The sequence below is a fragment of the Marinobacter sp. bablab_jr008 genome (assembly GCF_016464145.1).
Taxonomy (GTDB): domain Bacteria; phylum Pseudomonadota; class Gammaproteobacteria; order Pseudomonadales; family Oleiphilaceae; genus Marinobacter; species Marinobacter nauticus.
Map to the genome: position 1 here is coordinate 312,881 of NZ_JACDWW010000059.1, position 16,900 is coordinate 329,780.

Consider the following 16,900-nt stretch of genomic DNA (forward strand, 5'->3'; position numbering starts at 1 on the left):
TCTTGCCATATCATCAGGCGCGGCTGAGGAATTTGCGCTCTTCCACGTTCACGCGAATTCGGTCACCCGTGGAAATGTGCTCAGGAACCTGTACCACCAGGCCTGTGGTCAGGCGGGCGGGTTTGGTTCTGGCGGTTGCCGAGCCACCCTTGATGGACGGGTCGGTTTCCTCAATGGTCAGTTCCACCGTCGGCGGCAGGTCAATGGCCACCGGGTTTTCGCTGACCAGAATCACCATTACCCCTTGGGTGTCCTCAGTAATGAACAGCAACTCATCCTCAATGGCACTGCGGTTGAGCATGTACTGAGTAAAGTCTTCGGTATCCATGAACACATACTCATCACCATCAGCGTAGGAGAAGGTCGCTTCCCGGCGCACCAGGTCGGCCAGATTGAGCATGTCCGAGTCCTTGAAGGTCTCATCCAGTTTCTGGTTGGTGACCACATCGTACATGCGCATCCGGTAAAGGCTGCCTCCGGCACGGCCCTGGGGCACGGAGCGCTCGATATCCTTCACGAAATAGACGCGGCCTTCGTATTCAACCGCCTGATTCTTTTTGATTTCACTTGCTTTAGGCATGACATCCGGTTCCAGAATAGTTAGTCATCACGGGCGCTGGTATACCACGACTGGCGGTAATATGCGATAGCCCTCAGCCACTCGCCTTCGACAATTCATCCCGGGTGCGCAAACGCCCCTCACGGCGTATCTGTGCCTTGGCATAACGGCGCTTCTGGTCCTCGGTTTCCGGGATTACCTGGGGCACATCCACCGGCTTGCCGTGTTCATCCAGTGCCACAAAGGTAAAGAAGGCAGACAGAATATGGCGAGTCTCGCCGGTATAGCTGTTCTCGGCCTCCACTTTCGCACCGATCTCCATGGAGGAGCCCCAACTACGGTTCAACGACAGATTGAACAACAAGGTGTCATTGCCTTTGGCGGGAGCGCGAAAATGAATGGAATCCACCGCCGCCGTCACACAGACATGGGCCGAGTGCCGCTCCGCGACCACCAGTGCCAAGCGGTCACACTTCGCCATGATCATGCCCCCGAACACCGTATTGTGGGAGTTCATGTCGTTGGGGAACACTTTATACACATGCTTTTCAATAGCTGAAGCAGAAACAGCTTTTGCAGGTTTATCGGTCATGAAATGGTCATTCCTTTGTGTGTTTACCCACACTTTCTGTGGATAACTTTGTTAGCAAGGCAAGGACATGCGATCACAGGCGGCATAAACACTGCGTTTGCGATCCCTGCGGTTAATTTGATCAGATATACTGCACGTTTTAATGACAACAACAAAGCGGGCATTACCCCCGAAAGGATTCACATACCGGAAAGGAGTTTCCCATGATCATCTGCGGCCCTATCGTACGCCACTCCAATCGCACCGTGCTCAACCTATGGCTGGTATTAGACCAGCGTCCCGAGAGCATTCAACTGAATACCTATCTGGATGATGCCAGAGCATCACCAGTTACCAGAGACTGCGACGCCGAGTTCATACCAGCAGGCGATAACTGCTATATCTGCATGCTGTCGACGGACCTTCCCCTCGACAACGCCGAGCCTTATCACCAAACCAATGAGCTCTTCTATGAAATAGTACTGGATGGCGAGCCCTTTGGAGACAGCCAGCTGCTGGCGACACTTTGCCCTGGCACGGACAAGCTGCCCAGTGTTTACCTGCCCCGGGAACATCGGCATTTCATTCAGGCCTCCTGCCGGCGCCCTCACTCCCCGGGACAAGACAAAAAGCCGGACCAACTCGCCCGGGGCGCCCGTTTGCTGGCGGAGAATCTTCGCAAGGAGAGCCGGCCAAGCCAGCTGTTTCTGACCGGCGACCAGATCTACGCCGACGATGTGTCACCCTTGCTGCTGGATTATCTGGGCAAGCTGCAGAAACACCTTGGACTGGCCGATGATCTGAAAAACCTGCCGGCGGGCAAAGACCTGCACCGGCTGTCGAAACTGGATGACCGTCACTGGGTAACCCGAAGCCCCTACGGATTCAGCTCCAGCGCCAAAAGCTCCCACCTGCTGACCCGGGCCGAATACCTGAGCATGTACCTGTTTGCCTTCTCAGGCGCCGGACACCAGTTCGGCCTCGACTTCCAGGGCCATGACGAACTCAAGCCACGGCTTGCCAAACAGCCTGCCAATACCCGGGATGGCCGGAACCCGCCGGTGCAATATGTCTACACGGAGAGACAACACGCAGAAGACCACCGTAATCTGTCTGGCTTTGCAAATCTGGCCCGCTCGGAGGTCCGCCAACTGCTCGCCAACACGGTGACCTACATGATCTTTGATGACCATGAAGTCACCGACGACTGGAACATCTCGAAACAGAACGCCCGGCAACTGAGCACCACGCCCATTGGCCGGTACGTGCTGATCAACGCTCTGCAGACTTACTTCCTCTGCCAGCACTGGGGCAATCAGCCCTCTCTGGTGAAGTCCGAAGTGGCAAAACTCAAAACGCTTCTCGAACAGGATACGCCAGCCGACCACAAAGAATGGGACTGGTTGCTTGAGCGGTACTGGGGCTACGAACTGGAACAGACACCGCCGGTGGCGGTGCTGGATACCCGCACGCACCGGGAATTCAGCAAGCGAGGCAAACACTCCCTTGGCCTGATGTCTGATCAGCAGATCCAGCAACTGGGCCAGCGACTCTCCGGGTTTCATCAGTGTCGCACGCTGATTGTGGTCTCACCGACCCCCACCTACGGGTTCAGTCATATCGAATACCTGCAGCTGAATTTTCCCATGTTCAAACGCACTCTGGATCGGGAACCTTGGAGTGCGGACACGGCATCGCTCGAGGCTCTGAAATCATCCTGCTGTCAGTTACCCGGTGTTGAGCATGTGGTGGTTTTCTCTGGCGACGTACACTACGCCTTTGCCCGAAGACGTCAAACCAGCCAGGGGCCCGTTCTCTGGCAGATCTGCAGCAGCGCCTGCAACAACGTACCCATGGGTGAGAATATCGGCTTGAGGGCCATCAACAGGATCGGAGAGTTACTGGGCAAAAACCAGGAAAGCTACCTGCTGCCGGAAGACAGCGACTTCTTCCTGACCAGTGACCGCAACATCGGCACCTTGATGCTTGACGATCAGGGCTGCCCGGTCCAGGCCGGATTGCTGTGCGCGGGAGAAAACGGCAGTTACCAGAAACGCTACGATCTGGTGAACTACCGGGAAACCAACTGAAGCGACAGGGGCCGCCAGACAGGTGGCCCCGGCAGGGATCAGCCCAGTACGTCGAAGTGGGCTGCATCCTGCTCAATGCACCAGTCCAGCTTCTCCAGATAAGCGGCCTTGGTTTTGAGCTTTGTTTGCTTATGGGCGCGCATGTTCAGTTGCTTCATTTGCGTTGCCACCGCTTTGGCGCGCTCCGCCAACTGTTCCGGCGCCACAATTTCATCCAGGAAGCCGGCCGCGATAGCCGTTTCCGGGTTAAAGATCTCAGCGTTTACCACCGAGCGGTAGAAGTAAGGGGCCGGCATACGATGGCGCGCAATCTCAATGCCCGCATGGTGCATGGTCATACCAATGGCCACTTCATTCAGGCCGAGCTTGAATCCACCCTCTACCCCGATTCGATAATCCACTGAAAGCAGAACGAACGCGCCCTTGGCGATGGCGTGGCCACTGCAGGCGGCAATAACCGGCAGCGGGAATGCAGCCAGACGACGGGTAAACGTAGAGCCCACCTTAACCAGCGCCATGGCCTCTTTCGGGCCTTTCTGCATTTCCTTGAGATCATAGCCGCCGGAAAACATTCCCGGCTGGCCAGTGAGAATGACAATGGCCTTATCCTGCTCTGCCTGGTCCAGCGCGGCATTCAGCGCGTCAAATACCTCATGGCTCAGAGCATTAGCCTTGCCATTGTTCACGGTAATGGTGGCAATGCCGTCGTTCAGTTCGTAAGTTACGAGTTCTGTCACCTGGATTTCCTCATCTACTGCCAGAATTAAGTGAGTGTTTGTTAACTGTATAGCGAACACCGCTCATGGGCAACGCCAAAATCCCGATCAACGGCCTCAGGCTTCTGACGCCTTCCCGGAGCCGGAGGTTCGCCGGTACATCCACGCCAGGCCAAGCAGCGCCAGCCCCAGCCCCATAAACGCAGCAACCCGCCACAGCCCCTGCAGCCCGGCCATATCCACCAGAAAGATCTTGCCGATGACCAGGCCAAGCAGAATCATTCCTGCCTTGTGCAGCAGTTCGCTCTGGTTACGTGTGGACCAAAGGATCGCGGCAATCGAGTAGAGCATACCAATCACCGAGTAGGTATAGAGCTCGCCCTCCCCCATTCCACTGGACAGAGTCATCGCACTGCCCTGCCACAGATGCCGTATTTCGAGCAAAGTGAACAACCCGAAAGCCACGGCGGCCGCACAAAGAGCCCAGCGAACGGGCACAAGATCGGAGTATCGAGCGCTGGCCAGAGCCAGAAGGACCGGCGCGCCATACGCCAGCAACAACAGATTGAATACCGGAGTACTGCCAATTACGCCGTCGGTCCACCAGGGGTTGTGCACCACGGCAACAACGAGATAACTCAGAACAGCGATCACCGTCAGTGCCCGCGCCAGCAACCGGTAAAGCCACCCCAGCGTTCCCGCGACCCTGGACCTGAAAACGTAGACGATGCTCAAAGCGCCCCAGAGCACGGTATTGATTGACGACTCGGTGACGCCATATTCCCGCGCAAAGATATCACCGTTGTATAGCCAGTAACGAAGCTCCACGCCCAGGAACAGTACCAGCAGATGCAAGGTGACAGCTTCCAGCCAGGGCCGAATGACCTCCTTTCTGGCCAGCCAGGTAGCAGCGCCGGCAAACAGCGTGGCCCCTCCGTAGGTCCAAAGGGACCAATGCCCACCCGCATCGTAGCTCTGCAACCATGGATTGAAGGTCAGTCTCGCCACCACAATGGCCAGTAATACCTTGAGAATCAGGAACAGCTCGGGCGCCTGGTATCGGCGTCCAAGCCAGACCAGGCTGACGAACTGAGTGGCCAGTGCCAATGTCATTGACGCTTCCTGCAACCACATGGCAACCGCCATGGAATAGCACGCGTGGGCAGCCAGTATCGCCCAGACCAGGCCAACGCGATAACCTGGCGAGTGCTCCAAGCGCCAGGCAACGACACCATAGACCGCCGCCGCCAGGAGCGCGACCAACGCCCAGCTACCTGCAGCCTGCCCGCCCTGAACAAGCAACCAACCCAGTAACAGCCAGATAACGGGCGCCAGCATCGCCAGCGACGCCCACCGCCTCAGCTCCAGCTGCGTCCGCCACTGCCAGAGGACGCTCAATACCACCAGCACAGTGGCAAGAATCAGATAGGTGATGAAGGGCTGATGGAAACTCTGTGCCAACGGCCTGAACAGAACGTCCTGACTCAGATCGGCAGAATAGAAAAGCCAGCCGGCAAACGTGGCCAACACAGTGGCCCAGGGCAAAAACCACAGTCGCTGCCGGCTTTGGGGCAACAATACGGCGACCGGCAGCATCCATAGCCACGCCAGAAAAGCGGGATCATCCGTCGATTGCCAGGCAATAGACGCTCCCCAGGCCAACAGTGTTGCCAGCAAGGCGTCTCTTCGACGCTGCAGGGGAAGCAGGCCATCTCCGGGCAAGACCGAAAACAACAGGAAAAGCACGGGAAGATAACAGGACACCGCCAGGCCGTGGCGTCCACTAACGGCAACCAGAAGCCACCAGAGTCCGGCGCCGGCCAGGGTGCCAAACCAAAGCCAGGGACGGTAGACATACTGCATCAACAGCAGGGAGCTGACGGTGATCACAACGCTGTAACTCAGCACAAAGACGGCACTTCCGCCTTCGCCCCCGACCAGCAGCGGCACCAGATAGGCACCCGATAGCCCCATAATGGCCAGTAATGGGCCATGCACAAGCGCCAGAAACATGGTCGCGACGGAAACCAGTGCCAGCGCGAAAAGCGCCGGTACGGGCCCGATCAATCCATAATGATGAACGCCCGCCAACAAGGCTGCATAGAGTGTGACACTGCCACCGCCGGCCAGTGCTGCAAAGACCTGATACGAACCCATGTGACGCCGACGAAGATATTCCGCGCCTGCATGCAGCCCCAACCCGGTCAACAACGCCATCAGCAACTGATGCACTGGTCCGATAAGTCCGGCGGAAATCGAATGGCTGACCATAAAGATCCCGGCAAGACTGACACTCAGCGCACCAATCCAGACCATCCAGTTGGCTTTGAATGCCGCCACGCCACGGGATACCAGAGCACCCGACCGATTCACGGGAACGGCAATTGCTGTGTCTTCCTGGACCAGCTCCCGAGATGTCTCTGCGTCTGTCGTTTCCGCCACCGAACGTGTGGGCTCCCGCACGTACCCGACATCCGCCGGCGCATCCGGGGTGGGCGGCGTCACCGGATCCGCTAGAGAAACCCGGGTATCGCGAAGCCTGGAAACCTCTGCCCGGAGTTCGGCGACTTCCCGAGCCAGATCCTCAACCCGGGAAGCGTGACGATCTCTTTGCCGGAAAGCCAGAAAGCCCAGGAGTGAGCCCACAGGCACCAGCAGCACGCCAGCTCCGATAACGAGAAAGAGTAATGCTTCCAATGGACGTTTCCTTGTCTTGTCGTTACTTCAGGGTTGCACCACCCCGGATTGAGGCACCAGGCAATTGATCATGGTAATCGACAGATCCCGGAATACCGCTTCCGACATCACGTTATCCGGAAACTGGCCGACCATCGTTCGCCGGCAGGATGAGGATCGACTGTTTGCTAGCTGCACACAATCGTTGAATGTCTCCCCGCTATCCCGTCCCGTCGCCTCGCTGCAAAAAACGGGAACCCGGCTGACCACAAAATCAAGTACCTCCCCCCGGCTTGCAGGGCTGGTCGCCAGGTTACTGAAACGCTCTGCACTGGCCGGAGCCGGGGTTCCCCTGGTCTGGTCCCACAATACGTAGAGCAATGCGGCAGAAACCAGCGTTACTGTGACAACGGGCATCTTCATTACAAATCCTTAAAACAGAGTGGCGCGCCATTGTAAAGAAGAACAATCCGAGCTGCCTCATTGAACACCGGTTGAATACCATAGTGAACTCCCAAATTCTGAACCGAAAACGGAGCATCCTCATGAAAGGGAAACTCGGACTTCTTGCTGCCATGCTCGTTCTGGCCGGCTGTGCCACCGCTTCCGAGCAACTGCGCGTTTACACCGAACAATATCCTCCTTATAACATGACCACCAGCGGTCAGCCCTTTGCCCATTCAGAATCCGAAATCACCGGCCTCTGCACCGATGTACTCAAAGCTGTTCTTGAGAATGCCAAGGTCGACTACAGCATCAAACTGCGTGACCTCAGCTATGGCATGAACCGCGCCCAACGGCACGAAGACCACGGTATCTACTGCGTATCCAAGACAGACGAACGGGAGCCCTTCTTTGAATGGGTGGGACCACTCTCCAGCATCAAGTGGACCCTGTTTGCCAAGCCCGGCTCCAGCATCAAACTGGACGATCTTGAGGATGCCCGTGACTACCGTATCGGTGGCTACAAGGGCGATGTGATGACGGGATACCTGGAAGACAAAGGATTCGATGTTTCCGCCATCACCAACAATGGACTGAATGCCAAGCGGCTGGAACAGGATCAGATCGATCTATGGGTGGCCGATGGCCTGGCAGGCCCCTACCTGGCCGCCGATGCCTCCGACGTGACCGGCCTTGAGGCAGTTCTTGTTTTCCGCGAAACCCCGATGTATCTGGCCATTAACAAGGACTTTGATCCCGACTTGATCAAAGCCCTTAATACGGCTTACCAGGCTATGCAGGAAAGCGGTGAGATAGACACCATTTCGCGTTCTTACGGGCTCTGATCGCCAAGTGGCTTTTGCCGGCCCCGCCAGCTCTCAGGCTAACGCGGGGCCAGCAGCTTACGCATTGCTCACCTGAAACTGACCGGTGAGGTTTTTCAGCTTGTTTGCCGACACGTGCGTCATCTCAGAACTGGCCGTCAACCCCGCGATCACCGTCGTCATGAAGCTTACGCTGTCAGCAACGCCACTGGTCTGGGCACTCTGGACCGCGTTGGTTTCCGCAATGCCCGAGATCGCCCGGAAGAGCTTGTCGACCATGTGATGCAGTTCGGCATTGTCATCCGACGCCGCCCGGGCCTGAGCCAGACGGGCCTCCATCTCTGCCATGCCTTCTTCCATTGTGGTTACGGCGCGCTGAGTTTCTTCCCGCACCCGATACAGACGCTCATCAATTTCCGTCGTGGCCTGGGCTGTCCGACTGGCCAGTTGCCGGACCTCATCGGCGACGACTGCAAATCCCCGCCCTGCCTCACCAGCCCGAGCCGCTTCTATGGCTGCATTGAGCGCTAGAAGATTGGTCTGGGCAGCAATGTCGTTAATCATTTCTGCCGCCTTGCCGATCTCGTCCGTGCGTTCACTCGCGGCGCGAATACCCTCGGCCGAACGCACGATAACGTCGCGAATGCTCTCGGTTTCACGGCTGACACGGGCAAACTGATCTTTGGCACGAGCCACCACATCTTCCATGCTAACTCGCATTTCCTGCGCTGTGGTCGAGGCATTTTCGATTTCGTTCTGCTGCAGATCAGCGCCCTTCAGCATCTGCTCTATGTCGTGTACCACCTGCTGAATCTTTTCATCCGCCTGGCGGTTCTGACCCACAAGGTGTTCACTGGCGGAGCGGGATTCACCCGCAAGACTGATGACCTGACCCACCATGCCGTCGAGGGTATCCAGAAAGCTGTTCATCCAGCGCGCGAGATCCCCGCTCTCATCCCGCTTGGTCTTGCCGACATCGAGACGCTGGCGCAGATTCCCGCCTCCTTCGGCAATGTTTCGTATGACATCCGCGAGTGATGACAGGCTATCTGCCAATGGCTTGGCGGAACTTGCCCGGAAGATGACAAGACCCAGGAGCGCAACCATCGCGTTCACGGAGGCTTCCAGCCACAGGGGAGCACCGCTTGCCGAAACCGCTACGTTGGCTGCCCAGATAAGCGCCATAAGGACCCCGAGCCGCGCTGTCAGTCGATAGCTGACCGAACGTTTCCGATACACCTCCTCCAGGTCGCCTTCACACATCATGCCCCAACGATCAGGAGACCCGGGTAACTGGAAGGTCACGCCTTTGCCAATCACCGGTATGTGGCGATAGTCGGAATAGCCGGGGTACTTAACGTAGAGGTTTTCACCGCGGGCCATGGTTTCGCGTACCCCCGGGTGCAACTGCCCCGTAGCCGGGTCGGTGAAACGTATTTCGAACTCGGTGTGTTCCCGAATCCGTACTGTACCGAAGCCCGTACGGATTCCGTCTTTGAGGTTGTCACCGTGACTGAAGGTGGCGTCTTCAAACCGCGAGCGCGACAAGGCAACTCCCGGTCTGATCGACGGATCAAACTGACTGTCGATCATGAAAATGTAGTTGTCGCCGGACTCTTCAAAAATGTGCCCGGCTTCGCGCTGAATCAGGTCACTCATGACATCGTTCGGAACCCGGGCACAGACTGCCGCTGCCTGATTGCCAGCGAGAGCGACCGGCTGGTAGAACATCAGCGTGACATCGTCATGAAACCTGGAGGTTGTGGCACCAAGCTGCAAGGTGACCGGATCACTGTAGGGCCCGTGGAGAAACCGCTCTCTCACCCCTCGTTGCACGGCCGCGGGCATGAGACCTGCGGCTCCGGTTCTGCCGGTCACCGTCGAGGCGACAACAGAGCCATCTTCTTTCACAACGAAAAGCTCGGAAATTTCCCGGAGGCGCGTAACGGCCGAATCCAGTACCTCTGAAATGCTATCGTGTTCGCTACCCTCAAGTCGTGCCGCAAGCCCCTCAAGGAAGGCCCACTTGCCATTTGCCCAGTTAATCAGCGCTTCGCGACGGGTTTTCGCGATGCTCTCGAATATCTCTTCATTCGTTGCATATTGCTGGCGGTTCAAAAAACAGGACCATCCCATCCGCAACTTACCTGTGGCCCCAAACCAGGGCAACCAACCCCGCTCATCGGATGAAAGGTTCATGGAATCACTGCGTAAAGTCATAGCGCGCCTTCCTCAATCGGTACTGCATGCCTGCACTACAACGAGGTGGTGCAAACATACCTGCTTTCAGAAGGAAGCTAAGCAAAGAGCGGGCCTGAACCGGCGGACCGGTCAAAACCTGAAGGGAAGTAGCAACTGCCGGATTCAAACGATGAGAGAGGCGCACCATCGGGGTGCGCCATCAAAAATATGCACTAAAGAAGGGCGAGGCGCCCCTGGGCTCAGCGGGTCTTCAGATTCTCCAGAAACTCAGCCATTTCTGCTTGCATGTCGACAACACGTTGCCGCCATTCCGCCTTGTAGGCCGCAAACTCCTCGCTCAATTCGCCCAATTGCAGCTGGGCTTCGGCGGCGGTCGCGGTGCTCTCCGCAAGCGTCTTCAAGTTGACTTCAGACAACTGCTCCCGCTGGTCTTCAAGCCTGATTACCGTTTCGTTCAAGGTACGTCTGTCCTGCGGCGTTGCAGATGGGGTAGATTTAAGCGCTTCCCGCAGGGATTCAGACAGCTCTTCCAGATGCTGGCTCAGCTGGTCACCGTACTCTTCAGGCAACGCCGACATATCTTCATTCATACTCTGGGCCTGTTGCTGCAACTCCCGCCCCAGCCTCTCAAGCTCTACCGCCATCTCATCGGATTGATTTGCCCAGCGACTCTTGAGATCTTCACCCAGTTTTTCCAGCTGCCCAACAAGACTTCCCCAAACCGGGCCCTGTTTCAGGGCATCGCCGGTGCGATAATAATCCACCAGCCAGTCGTCACCTTTACGTACCAGATAGGTTAAGGACTCCGTGGCTTCGTTCTGGCCCTCCAGACCACTCAGGGTGGTGGTTACCCGGGCCAGATTGTCATCAATGACCACACGCCCCCACTCAATGCTCACGTTCTGCCATTGCTGTTCAAAACCATCGAATGCCGCTTCATCGACCAGGGTTGAATAATCTGCGGCCGCTTCAGCATCCTCTTCAAGTACAGCTTGCCAAAACGCTTCCGATACTTCCTGGGGCGATTCCGGGCGACTGCACCCTGTCGCCATGAGTACGGAAAACACCAGAAAAGGAAAAAGTACATATTTCATTAATCAACCTCATCGATCGCTCGGGAACAGTGACCCAGATTTTACATCAGGTGAAGGACCGCATTAGCGACGATTGCCCATCGTTAAGATATCGTCGTACTCCCACACTCTCACCACTGCACCGCCCGAAGTGATTCCGCTAATGGTCTCGAGCTCGTTGACCATGGCCGACGCTACGGCTTCCGCTTCAATCGCCCGATATTTTCTCAGTGGCCCGATCAACGCCCGATTCGCAACCGGCATGACGGCCACACCAAGAGCCTCGGCCGTTCGAGCCTCCTTGCGCTGCCCCAGCAACAGGCTCGGGTGGTAGATCGCAAGATAAGGAAATTTCAGCGCCCGGACATTTTCCTCAAGCTCTCCTTTGACTCGATTGTAGAAAACCGGGGATTGCGAAGATGCTCCGATGGCCGACATCAGAATCAATGCCCGTGCACCGGCGTTACGGGCCATCTGAGCTGCCTTCAATGCATAGTCATGATCGACCTTGCGAAAGGCTTCTCTGGAGCCTGCCTTTTTCAGGGTTGTTCCAAGACAACAGATCAGGACATCCACCTGGAAAGCGTCAGGCTGAGCCTCCATCGCATCAAAATCCATGAAGCGCTGCTCCAGTTTCGAATTTTCCACGACCATCGGCCGGCGAACCGGAGCGATCACAGTCGATATCTCCGGCTGCTCGAGGAGCTTCTCCACCACCATGCCTCCGGTCAGGCCGGTAGCGCCTAAAACCATCACCTTCATTCGGTGTCTCCCTGTGTTCATCGCTTCTGATTGGTTGCCGGATTGCGTAGGATGATACTCGTAAACACCCGAATCCGAGCTCTCAACACGTGCCACTATGCTGAAATTATCCAATGCCGTCGAACTGGCAGACTGGGAAATCCAGATTACGCAGATACGATCCCAGGGGGCCGGCGGTCAGAATGTGAATAAGGTTGCCTCTGCCGTACACCTCCGGTTCGACATCCTGCATTCCACCCTGCCGCCGTTTTACAAAGAACGTTTGATGGCATTGTCCGACCAGCGCATCAGTAAAGACGGCGTGATTGTGATCAAGGGGCAGTCTTTCCGCACGTTTGAGCAGAACAAAGAGGACGCGCTGAACCGACTCAAGACTCTCATTCAGGAGGCAGTAAAACCGCAAAAAGCCCGCCGGCCAACGCGACCGACGAAATCCTCCCAACGGCGGCGTGTGGACTCAAAGACAAAACGTGGTGCTGTCAAGTCATTGCGGGGTAATGTCAAGGTTTAGAACGACCATCCGAACTCGGACAATTTGCCCACAGAATCTGTGGATAACTCTGTGTGAAGTCTCAGGATAGGTGTGCCGGAACCCCATCATCCCTGGGGTGCCCGATGTTGGAGGCTATTTGATCAGGTTGTCCGATTCCGCCAACGGGGCCCAACAAGCTGGCGTAAATGAACACAGGATTTCACTGCGAGTATGGCACGATGGAATCTCAGCTACTCCCTGTAAGAGGTGATTCATGATTGGCTTTCCGGTCGCCCTGATTTTTGCCAACGGCGTTGAATGGTATGCCCATAAATACATCCTCCACGGGACACCACGGCCGGGAAAACCCAGATACAGCCCGGTACCGAAGTCCATGAAAAGCCACTGGCAGCATCACAAGATCTTGCGCACCAAGGATTACCGCGACGAAGTCTATGAGGAACCCGAGTGGGAAAGAAGGCCATTCCCTGGCATTACAATCACCATATGAACACCAATTGGGACGCCAACTGGTGCGTCACCCGTCCCTGGTTCGACTACATCATGGGGACCCGCATTAAAGCGAACCCGGACCTCGCGGAATGCAACCCTCTCGGAGTGAAGTTACCCACCTTTGTCTAACAACCGTTGAACCGTCTATTTCATCGTCTTTTTGCGTAGTGCAATCATAAATTGTCCGAACCTAAACAAAAGCGAACGTTCGCGCACCTCGGTTCGATAAATCTTCCTATCTTTTCGTAGTGTCCGCAGTGACGGGGTAGAGCCTCAAGAGGTCGATTGGTTCAGAAGCTAATCCCTTTGGCTTTTTGTTCCAATGTCTCCCTCATGTAGAGATGCAATGAGCGGGCACGCGATGCTGTCCGGCCGTGCGTGGCATTGACTGACCATGTCGCTCAGAGCCTTCTCAATTTTGACCAGCCTTTCGATCTTTTCACGCACATCCTTCAGCTTGTGCTCGGCGAGCGCACTGGCTTCCTGACAGTGAGTGCCATCTTCCAACCTTAAAAGGTCGCCGACCTCGTCGAGACTGAAACCCAGCTGCTGCGCCGTTTTAACAAATGTTAGCCGATCAATATCGGCGGAACCGTAGCGTCGAATACCACCTAGAGGTCGTTTGGGTTCCGACAACAGACCTCGCCGCTGGTAATAGCGGATCGTCTCGACATTTACATTGGCCGCCTTGGCCAAGCCGCCAATAGTCAGTGAACTGGCTTTAACCGACATACTGCTTGACTCCGTACTTGACTACGGAAGTAACCTTATCGCATCGAGTCCATGGGCAACAGGTGTCAGCGTCATGTCGAAATTCAAATCTAAATCCGGAGGTGCTTCTCTCGCTGTCGGGGGCATGGCTGGACTTCTCGCCTCGGCGTGCTGTCTCGGGCCATTGGTACTTATCACTCTGGGCGTTTCCGGTGCCTGGATCGGCAACCTGACAGCTTTGGAGCCCTATCGACCGCTGTTCATTGGCGCGGCCACCGTCGCCATGTTCTTTGCCTGGCGACGAATCTATCGCCCTGTAGAGCAATGCTCACCCGGTGAAACGTGTGCGATCCCTCAAGTCCGAAAGACCTATAAGGTGATCTTTTGGGTAGTTACGGCTCTGGTACTGGTCGCATTAGTGTTCCCTTACATTTTGCCTCTATTCTACTAAACGGAGATTTTTCTCATGCGTAAACAGTTTGTACTTGCCATGTTCCTCACTTTGCTCAGCATGTCCTCCTGGGCTGCGTCTCAAACAGTAACTCTCTCGGTGCCTGACATGACCTGTGCCGCGTGTCCGATCACCGTCAAGTTGGCCTTAAGTAAGGTGGAAGGGGTGTCGCAAGTTTCCGTGAGCTACCCTGATCGAGAAGCCGTCGTCACCTTTAACGATGCGCTCACTTCCATAGAGGCGCTCACCGAGGCCACGAGCGACGCTGGTTACCCCTCCACTCCCACGGCCTCAGAGGCGACTCCGGAGGGGCAATGAAGAATCCGAAGAACCTGCTCAGGGTCGGCATAGTAGGGACTATTCTGGTTGCACTATGCTGCTTCACACCGATTCTGGTCATTTTGATGGCCACCGTGGGACTGGCCGCCCTGACGGGCTATCTCGACTATGTGCTTCTTCCGGCACTGGCGGTATTCATCGGCCTGACGGTTTATGCGTTCTGGCGGAAAAAGCACTATGACGCCAGCTACGAGAGCAACTTCAAAGCTCCAAGGAGTTTCCCGAGTGAAAAATGACAACAAACTGCATATTGCGGTAATCGGCAGTGGTGGTGCCGCCATGGCGGCTGCCCTGAAGGCAACAGAGCGCGGTGCCCGCGTCACCCTGATTGAACGTGGGACTGTCGGCGGCACCTGCGTAAATGTTGGCTGCGTGCCCTCGAAGATTATGATTCGTGCAGCACATATCGCGCACCTGCGAAAAGAAAGCCCGTTTGACGCGGGCATCAGTGCTGAGGCTCCTCAGGTAGACCGAGCAAAACTGCTTCAGCAACAGCAGGCACGAGTGGAGGAGCTGCGTGACACCAAGTACGAAAAGATACTTCGAGAACACAAGGACATCACAGTCCTGAACGGTGAGGCCCGGTTTGTCGATACCAATAGCCTGGTAGTCACGCTGGCTGAGGGTGGTGAAAAACCGGTTCATTTTGATCGCGCCTTTATTGGAACCGGAGCCAGACCGGCAGAGCCGCCAATAACGGGGCTGGCAGACACTCCTTACCTGACATCAACCAGTGCCTTGGCGCTGGATACCGTTCCCAAACGGCTGATCGTGATTGGTGCCGGTTTCGTTTCCTTGGAATTGGCTCAGGCATTCGACAGACTCGGCAGCAAGGTTACCGTTTTAGCCCGGAGCCGTGTGTTGTCCAGCGAAGATCCTACGATCGGAGAGGCCATAGAGGCGGCTTTTAAACGGGAAGGGATTGAGGTGCTTCGCCAGACCACGCCCAGCAACGTGGACTATAGCGACAACGAGTTTATCGTCGAGACGCCTGCCGGCACCTTGCGAGCCGACCAACTACTGGTGGCGACCGGTCGAACGCCCAATACCGAGGCCCTGAACCTGGCGAGCATTGGCGTGGAAACTTCACGCGGCGCAATTCAGGTGGATGAGCATCTGCAAACCACGGTCACCGGAATATACGCTGCTGGTGACTGCACCAATCAACCGCAGTTTGTCTATGTCGCAGCTGCCGCAGGCAGCCGAGCCGCCGTCAACATGACGGGAGGCGAGGCCAAACTCGACCTCAGTGCCATGCCCGGGGTCATGTTCACCGATCCTCAAGTCGCCACCGTTGGCCTCACTGAAGCCGAAGCAGTTGCTCGGGGTTATAGCGTGGACACCAGGCTGCTCGACTTGGAAAACGTGCCGCGTGCGCTAGTAAACTTTGACACCCATGGATTTATTAAAATGGTAGCAGAGCGCAGCACAGGCCGTTTGCTCGGGGTGCAGGTTGTCGCAGCGGAAGGCGGTGAAATTATCCAAACGGCAGTGATGGCGTTACGAGCAGGTTTGACCGTTCAGGAAATCGGCGATGACTTGTTCCCTTATCTGACCATGGTTGAAGGACTCAAACTCTGTGCGCAAACGTTCACCAAGGATGTAAAGCAGTTGTCCTGCTGTGCCGGTTAATCGCTCCGGCTCTGGTCAACGCGAGCACTGTCCAAAATTTGAACGTTCGCTTTGCGACCGTAGCGTTTACTACGCCTTGAAAGCGCCGAGTTATGGTTTCAATAACCGCCTCCACAACCAGCGAAACAATGATCAAACAGCAAAGAGTTTTCCCACAGAATCTGTGGATAACTGTGTTGGCAACCCAAGGATAGCCGCTGTGAATGGCTCAACCACAAGGCCTGGCGATGAGCGGAGGTAAAATAATCAACTCGCCCTTTGCTTCAAGGTTACCGCGCTGTGTGCAACCTGTAATCGCAGCCTTTACGAAATATCCGTAGCCTGTCTCATCACATCCACAGGTCACGGTGAAAACGCATGCTCGACAGGTTGAGAAGTATTCCAGTACGCGGTTTGTTCGCCAGGCTGTTCTCCTGGTTGTTTTTCGGATTGGCCTTCGCTCTTGTGGCAGCAACCATCGTCGATGTCTTTGAGCTCCTGAATTCCGATGAGCCCTTGATGCAGGCCATGATTAATGGCGTCAACGGCAGCATTATCGCACTGGCCGTTTACGAACTGGCCATGGTGATCCGCTCGGAATACAGCGGCCGTTCAGAAACTCACGATATAGTGACTATGATGCGCCGCACCCTGCCCCGCTTCATCAGTACCGTTTGCGTGGCCATGTCGCTTGAAGGCCTGATCATGATCATCAAATACAGCCAGCTTGATTTGGCGGGGAATCTCGTTTATCCGGTTGCGATTATTGCGAGTACAGCATTGTTGTTGGCCGCACTGGGTGTGTTTTTAAAAATGGCCCCCAAAGAGATCGGTGCGAACGGGTGCGATGAGTCCTGCACGACAAAGTGAGCCCACGGTAGCAGCG

18 protein-coding genes are annotated in these 16,900 nt (G+C 56.1%); 9 read left to right on the top strand and 9 right to left on the bottom strand.

Annotated elements, in window-relative coordinates; all coding sequences use genetic code 11:
* Positions 1-13 precede the first annotated feature (13 nt).
* Positions 14-580, bottom strand: a complete 567-nt coding sequence (gene yeiP / locus JIF53_RS10055; protein WP_011786351.1) for an elongation factor P-like protein YeiP — start codon at positions 578-580, stop codon at positions 14-16.
* 73 nt (positions 581-653) lie between these two features.
* The gene (locus JIF53_RS10060) at positions 654-1,151 is read right to left on the bottom strand and encodes an acyl-CoA thioesterase (RefSeq protein WP_011786352.1); all 498 of its coding nucleotides are present in this window, start codon (positions 1,149-1,151) and stop codon (positions 654-656) included.
* A 203-nt stretch (positions 1,152-1,354) separates the two neighbouring features.
* Between JIF53_RS10060 and JIF53_RS10065 the strand changes: the two genes are divergently transcribed.
* Positions 1,355-3,220, top strand: a complete 1,866-nt coding sequence (locus JIF53_RS10065; RefSeq protein ID WP_199452392.1) for an alkaline phosphatase D family protein — start codon at positions 1,355-1,357, stop codon at positions 3,218-3,220.
* Positions 3,221-3,258: 38 nt separating this feature from the next.
* Here the strand turns inward: JIF53_RS10065 and JIF53_RS10070 are convergent, their stop codons facing one another.
* The 3 genes from JIF53_RS10070 to JIF53_RS10080 all read right to left on the bottom strand — a co-directional run bounded on the left by JIF53_RS10070 (position 3,259) and on the right by JIF53_RS10080 (position 7,035).
* A complete protein-coding gene (locus JIF53_RS10070; protein WP_022991508.1) occupies positions 3,259-3,957 on the bottom strand; it encodes a crotonase/enoyl-CoA hydratase family protein in 699 nt (232 codons plus the stop codon).
* 96 nt (positions 3,958-4,053) lie between these two features.
* The gene (locus tag JIF53_RS10075) at positions 4,054-6,633 is read right to left on the bottom strand and encodes a DUF2339 domain-containing protein (protein ID WP_199452393.1); all 2,580 of its coding nucleotides are present in this window, start codon (positions 6,631-6,633) and stop codon (positions 4,054-4,056) included.
* Positions 6,634-6,660: 27 nt separating this feature from the next.
* Positions 6,661-7,035, bottom strand: a complete 375-nt coding sequence (locus JIF53_RS10080) for a hypothetical protein (protein WP_121207245.1) — start codon at positions 7,033-7,035, stop codon at positions 6,661-6,663.
* A gap of 122 nt (positions 7,036-7,157) precedes the next feature.
* Here JIF53_RS10080 and JIF53_RS10085 point away from each other — a divergent pair, with 122 nt between their 5' ends.
* Positions 7,158-7,901, top strand: coding sequence for a substrate-binding periplasmic protein (locus tag JIF53_RS10085; RefSeq protein WP_199452394.1), 744 nt, complete (start codon positions 7,158-7,160; stop codon positions 7,899-7,901).
* A 57-nt stretch (positions 7,902-7,958) separates the two neighbouring features.
* Here the strand turns inward: JIF53_RS10085 and JIF53_RS10090 are convergent, their stop codons facing one another.
* The 3 genes from JIF53_RS10090 to JIF53_RS10100 all read right to left on the bottom strand — a co-directional run bounded on the left by JIF53_RS10090 (position 7,959) and on the right by JIF53_RS10100 (position 11,917).
* A complete protein-coding gene (locus tag JIF53_RS10090) occupies positions 7,959-10,100 on the bottom strand; it encodes a methyl-accepting chemotaxis protein (RefSeq protein WP_199452395.1) in 2,142 nt (713 codons plus the stop codon).
* A 221-nt stretch (positions 10,101-10,321) separates the two neighbouring features.
* Complete coding sequence (locus JIF53_RS10095; protein WP_153740972.1) at positions 10,322-11,176, bottom strand: hypothetical protein; 855 nt, start codon at positions 11,174-11,176, stop codon at positions 10,322-10,324.
* Between the two features lie 63 nt (positions 11,177-11,239).
* A complete protein-coding gene (locus tag JIF53_RS10100; RefSeq protein WP_199452396.1) occupies positions 11,240-11,917 on the bottom strand; it encodes an NAD(P)H-binding protein in 678 nt (225 codons plus the stop codon).
* 97 nt (positions 11,918-12,014) lie between these two features.
* Here JIF53_RS10100 and arfB point away from each other — a divergent pair, with 97 nt between their 5' ends.
* Positions 12,015-12,428 (top strand): alternative ribosome rescue aminoacyl-tRNA hydrolase ArfB, encoded by a 414-nt coding sequence (arfB, locus tag JIF53_RS10105; RefSeq protein ID WP_199452397.1) that lies wholly within the window; start codon positions 12,015-12,017, stop codon positions 12,426-12,428.
* 429 nt (positions 12,429-12,857) lie between these two features.
* Positions 12,858-13,031 carry a hypothetical protein gene (locus JIF53_RS19425; protein WP_226538144.1) on the top strand — a complete coding sequence of 58 codons (174 nt, stop codon included), beginning with the start codon at positions 12,858-12,860 and terminating at the stop codon, positions 13,029-13,031.
* A gap of 168 nt (positions 13,032-13,199) precedes the next feature.
* Here the strand turns inward: JIF53_RS19425 and merR are convergent, their stop codons facing one another.
* The gene (gene merR, locus JIF53_RS10115; RefSeq protein WP_011783479.1) at positions 13,200-13,634 is read right to left on the bottom strand and encodes an Hg(II)-responsive transcriptional regulator; all 435 of its coding nucleotides are present in this window, start codon (positions 13,632-13,634) and stop codon (positions 13,200-13,202) included.
* Positions 13,635-13,707: 73 nt separating this feature from the next.
* Here merR and merT point away from each other — a divergent pair, with 73 nt between their 5' ends.
* The 5 genes from merT (at position 13,708) to JIF53_RS10140 (ending at position 16,884) form a co-directional block, all read left to right on the top strand.
* Positions 13,708-14,064 (top strand): mercuric ion transporter MerT, encoded by a 357-nt coding sequence (gene merT, locus JIF53_RS10120; RefSeq protein WP_011783480.1) that lies wholly within the window; start codon positions 13,708-13,710, stop codon positions 14,062-14,064.
* A 15-nt stretch (positions 14,065-14,079) separates the two neighbouring features.
* Positions 14,080-14,382, top strand: a complete 303-nt coding sequence (gene merP, locus JIF53_RS10125) for a mercury resistance system periplasmic binding protein MerP (protein WP_011783481.1) — start codon at positions 14,080-14,082, stop codon at positions 14,380-14,382.
* Positions 14,379-14,639: a mercury resistance system transport protein MerF gene (gene merF, locus JIF53_RS10130; protein WP_014421551.1), complete on the top strand. Its 261-nt coding sequence runs from the start codon at positions 14,379-14,381 to the stop codon at positions 14,637-14,639. The genes merP and merF overlap by 4 nt, the downstream gene beginning before the upstream one ends.
* Positions 14,581-16,035, top strand: coding sequence for a mercury(II) reductase (merA, locus tag JIF53_RS10135; RefSeq protein WP_206769573.1), 1,455 nt, complete (start codon positions 14,581-14,583; stop codon positions 16,033-16,035). Before merF ends, merA begins: the two co-directional genes overlap by 59 nt.
* A 357-nt stretch (positions 16,036-16,392) precedes the next feature.
* On the top strand, positions 16,393-16,884 hold the full coding sequence (locus JIF53_RS10140) for a hypothetical protein (RefSeq protein ID WP_011786374.1): 492 nt from the start codon (positions 16,393-16,395) through the stop codon (positions 16,882-16,884).
* Positions 16,885-16,900: the final 16 nt, after the last annotated feature.

What these genes read in the sequence shown, in the direction of transcription:
- merP (WP_011783481.1), top strand. Translation starts at nt 14,080, where the DNA reads ATGCGTAAACAGTTTGTACTTGCCATGTTCCTCACTTTGCTCAGCATG.
- JIF53_RS10060 (WP_011786352.1), bottom strand. Translation starts at nt 1,151, where the DNA reads ATGACCGATAAACCTGCAAAAGCTGTTTCTGCTTCAGCTATTGAAAAG.
- yeiP (WP_011786351.1), bottom strand. Translation starts at nt 580, where the DNA reads ATGCCTAAAGCAAGTGAAATCAAAAAGAATCAGGCGGTTGAATACGAA.
- JIF53_RS10140 (WP_011786374.1), top strand. Translation starts at nt 16,393, where the DNA reads ATGCTCGACAGGTTGAGAAGTATTCCAGTACGCGGTTTGTTCGCCAGG.
- JIF53_RS10065 (WP_199452392.1), top strand. Translation starts at nt 1,355, where the DNA reads ATGATCATCTGCGGCCCTATCGTACGCCACTCCAATCGCACCGTGCTC.
- arfB (WP_199452397.1), top strand. Translation starts at nt 12,015, where the DNA reads ATGCTGAAATTATCCAATGCCGTCGAACTGGCAGACTGGGAAATCCAG.
- JIF53_RS10085 (WP_199452394.1), top strand. Translation starts at nt 7,158, where the DNA reads ATGAAAGGGAAACTCGGACTTCTTGCTGCCATGCTCGTTCTGGCCGGC.
- JIF53_RS10090 (WP_199452395.1), bottom strand. Translation starts at nt 10,100, where the DNA reads ATGACTTTACGCAGTGATTCCATGAACCTTTCATCCGATGAGCGGGGT.
- merT (WP_011783480.1), top strand. Translation starts at nt 13,708, where the DNA reads ATGTCGAAATTCAAATCTAAATCCGGAGGTGCTTCTCTCGCTGTCGGG.
- merA (WP_206769573.1), top strand. Translation starts at nt 14,581, where the DNA reads ATGACGCCAGCTACGAGAGCAACTTCAAAGCTCCAAGGAGTTTCCCGA.
- JIF53_RS10080 (WP_121207245.1), bottom strand. Translation starts at nt 7,035, where the DNA reads ATGAAGATGCCCGTTGTCACAGTAACGCTGGTTTCTGCCGCATTGCTC.
- JIF53_RS10095 (WP_153740972.1), bottom strand. Translation starts at nt 11,176, where the DNA reads ATGAAATATGTACTTTTTCCTTTTCTGGTGTTTTCCGTACTCATGGCG.
- merF (WP_014421551.1), top strand. Translation starts at nt 14,379, where the DNA reads ATGAAGAATCCGAAGAACCTGCTCAGGGTCGGCATAGTAGGGACTATT.
- merR (WP_011783479.1), bottom strand. Translation starts at nt 13,634, where the DNA reads ATGTCGGTTAAAGCCAGTTCACTGACTATTGGCGGCTTGGCCAAGGCG.
- JIF53_RS10100 (WP_199452396.1), bottom strand. Translation starts at nt 11,917, where the DNA reads ATGAAGGTGATGGTTTTAGGCGCTACCGGCCTGACCGGAGGCATGGTG.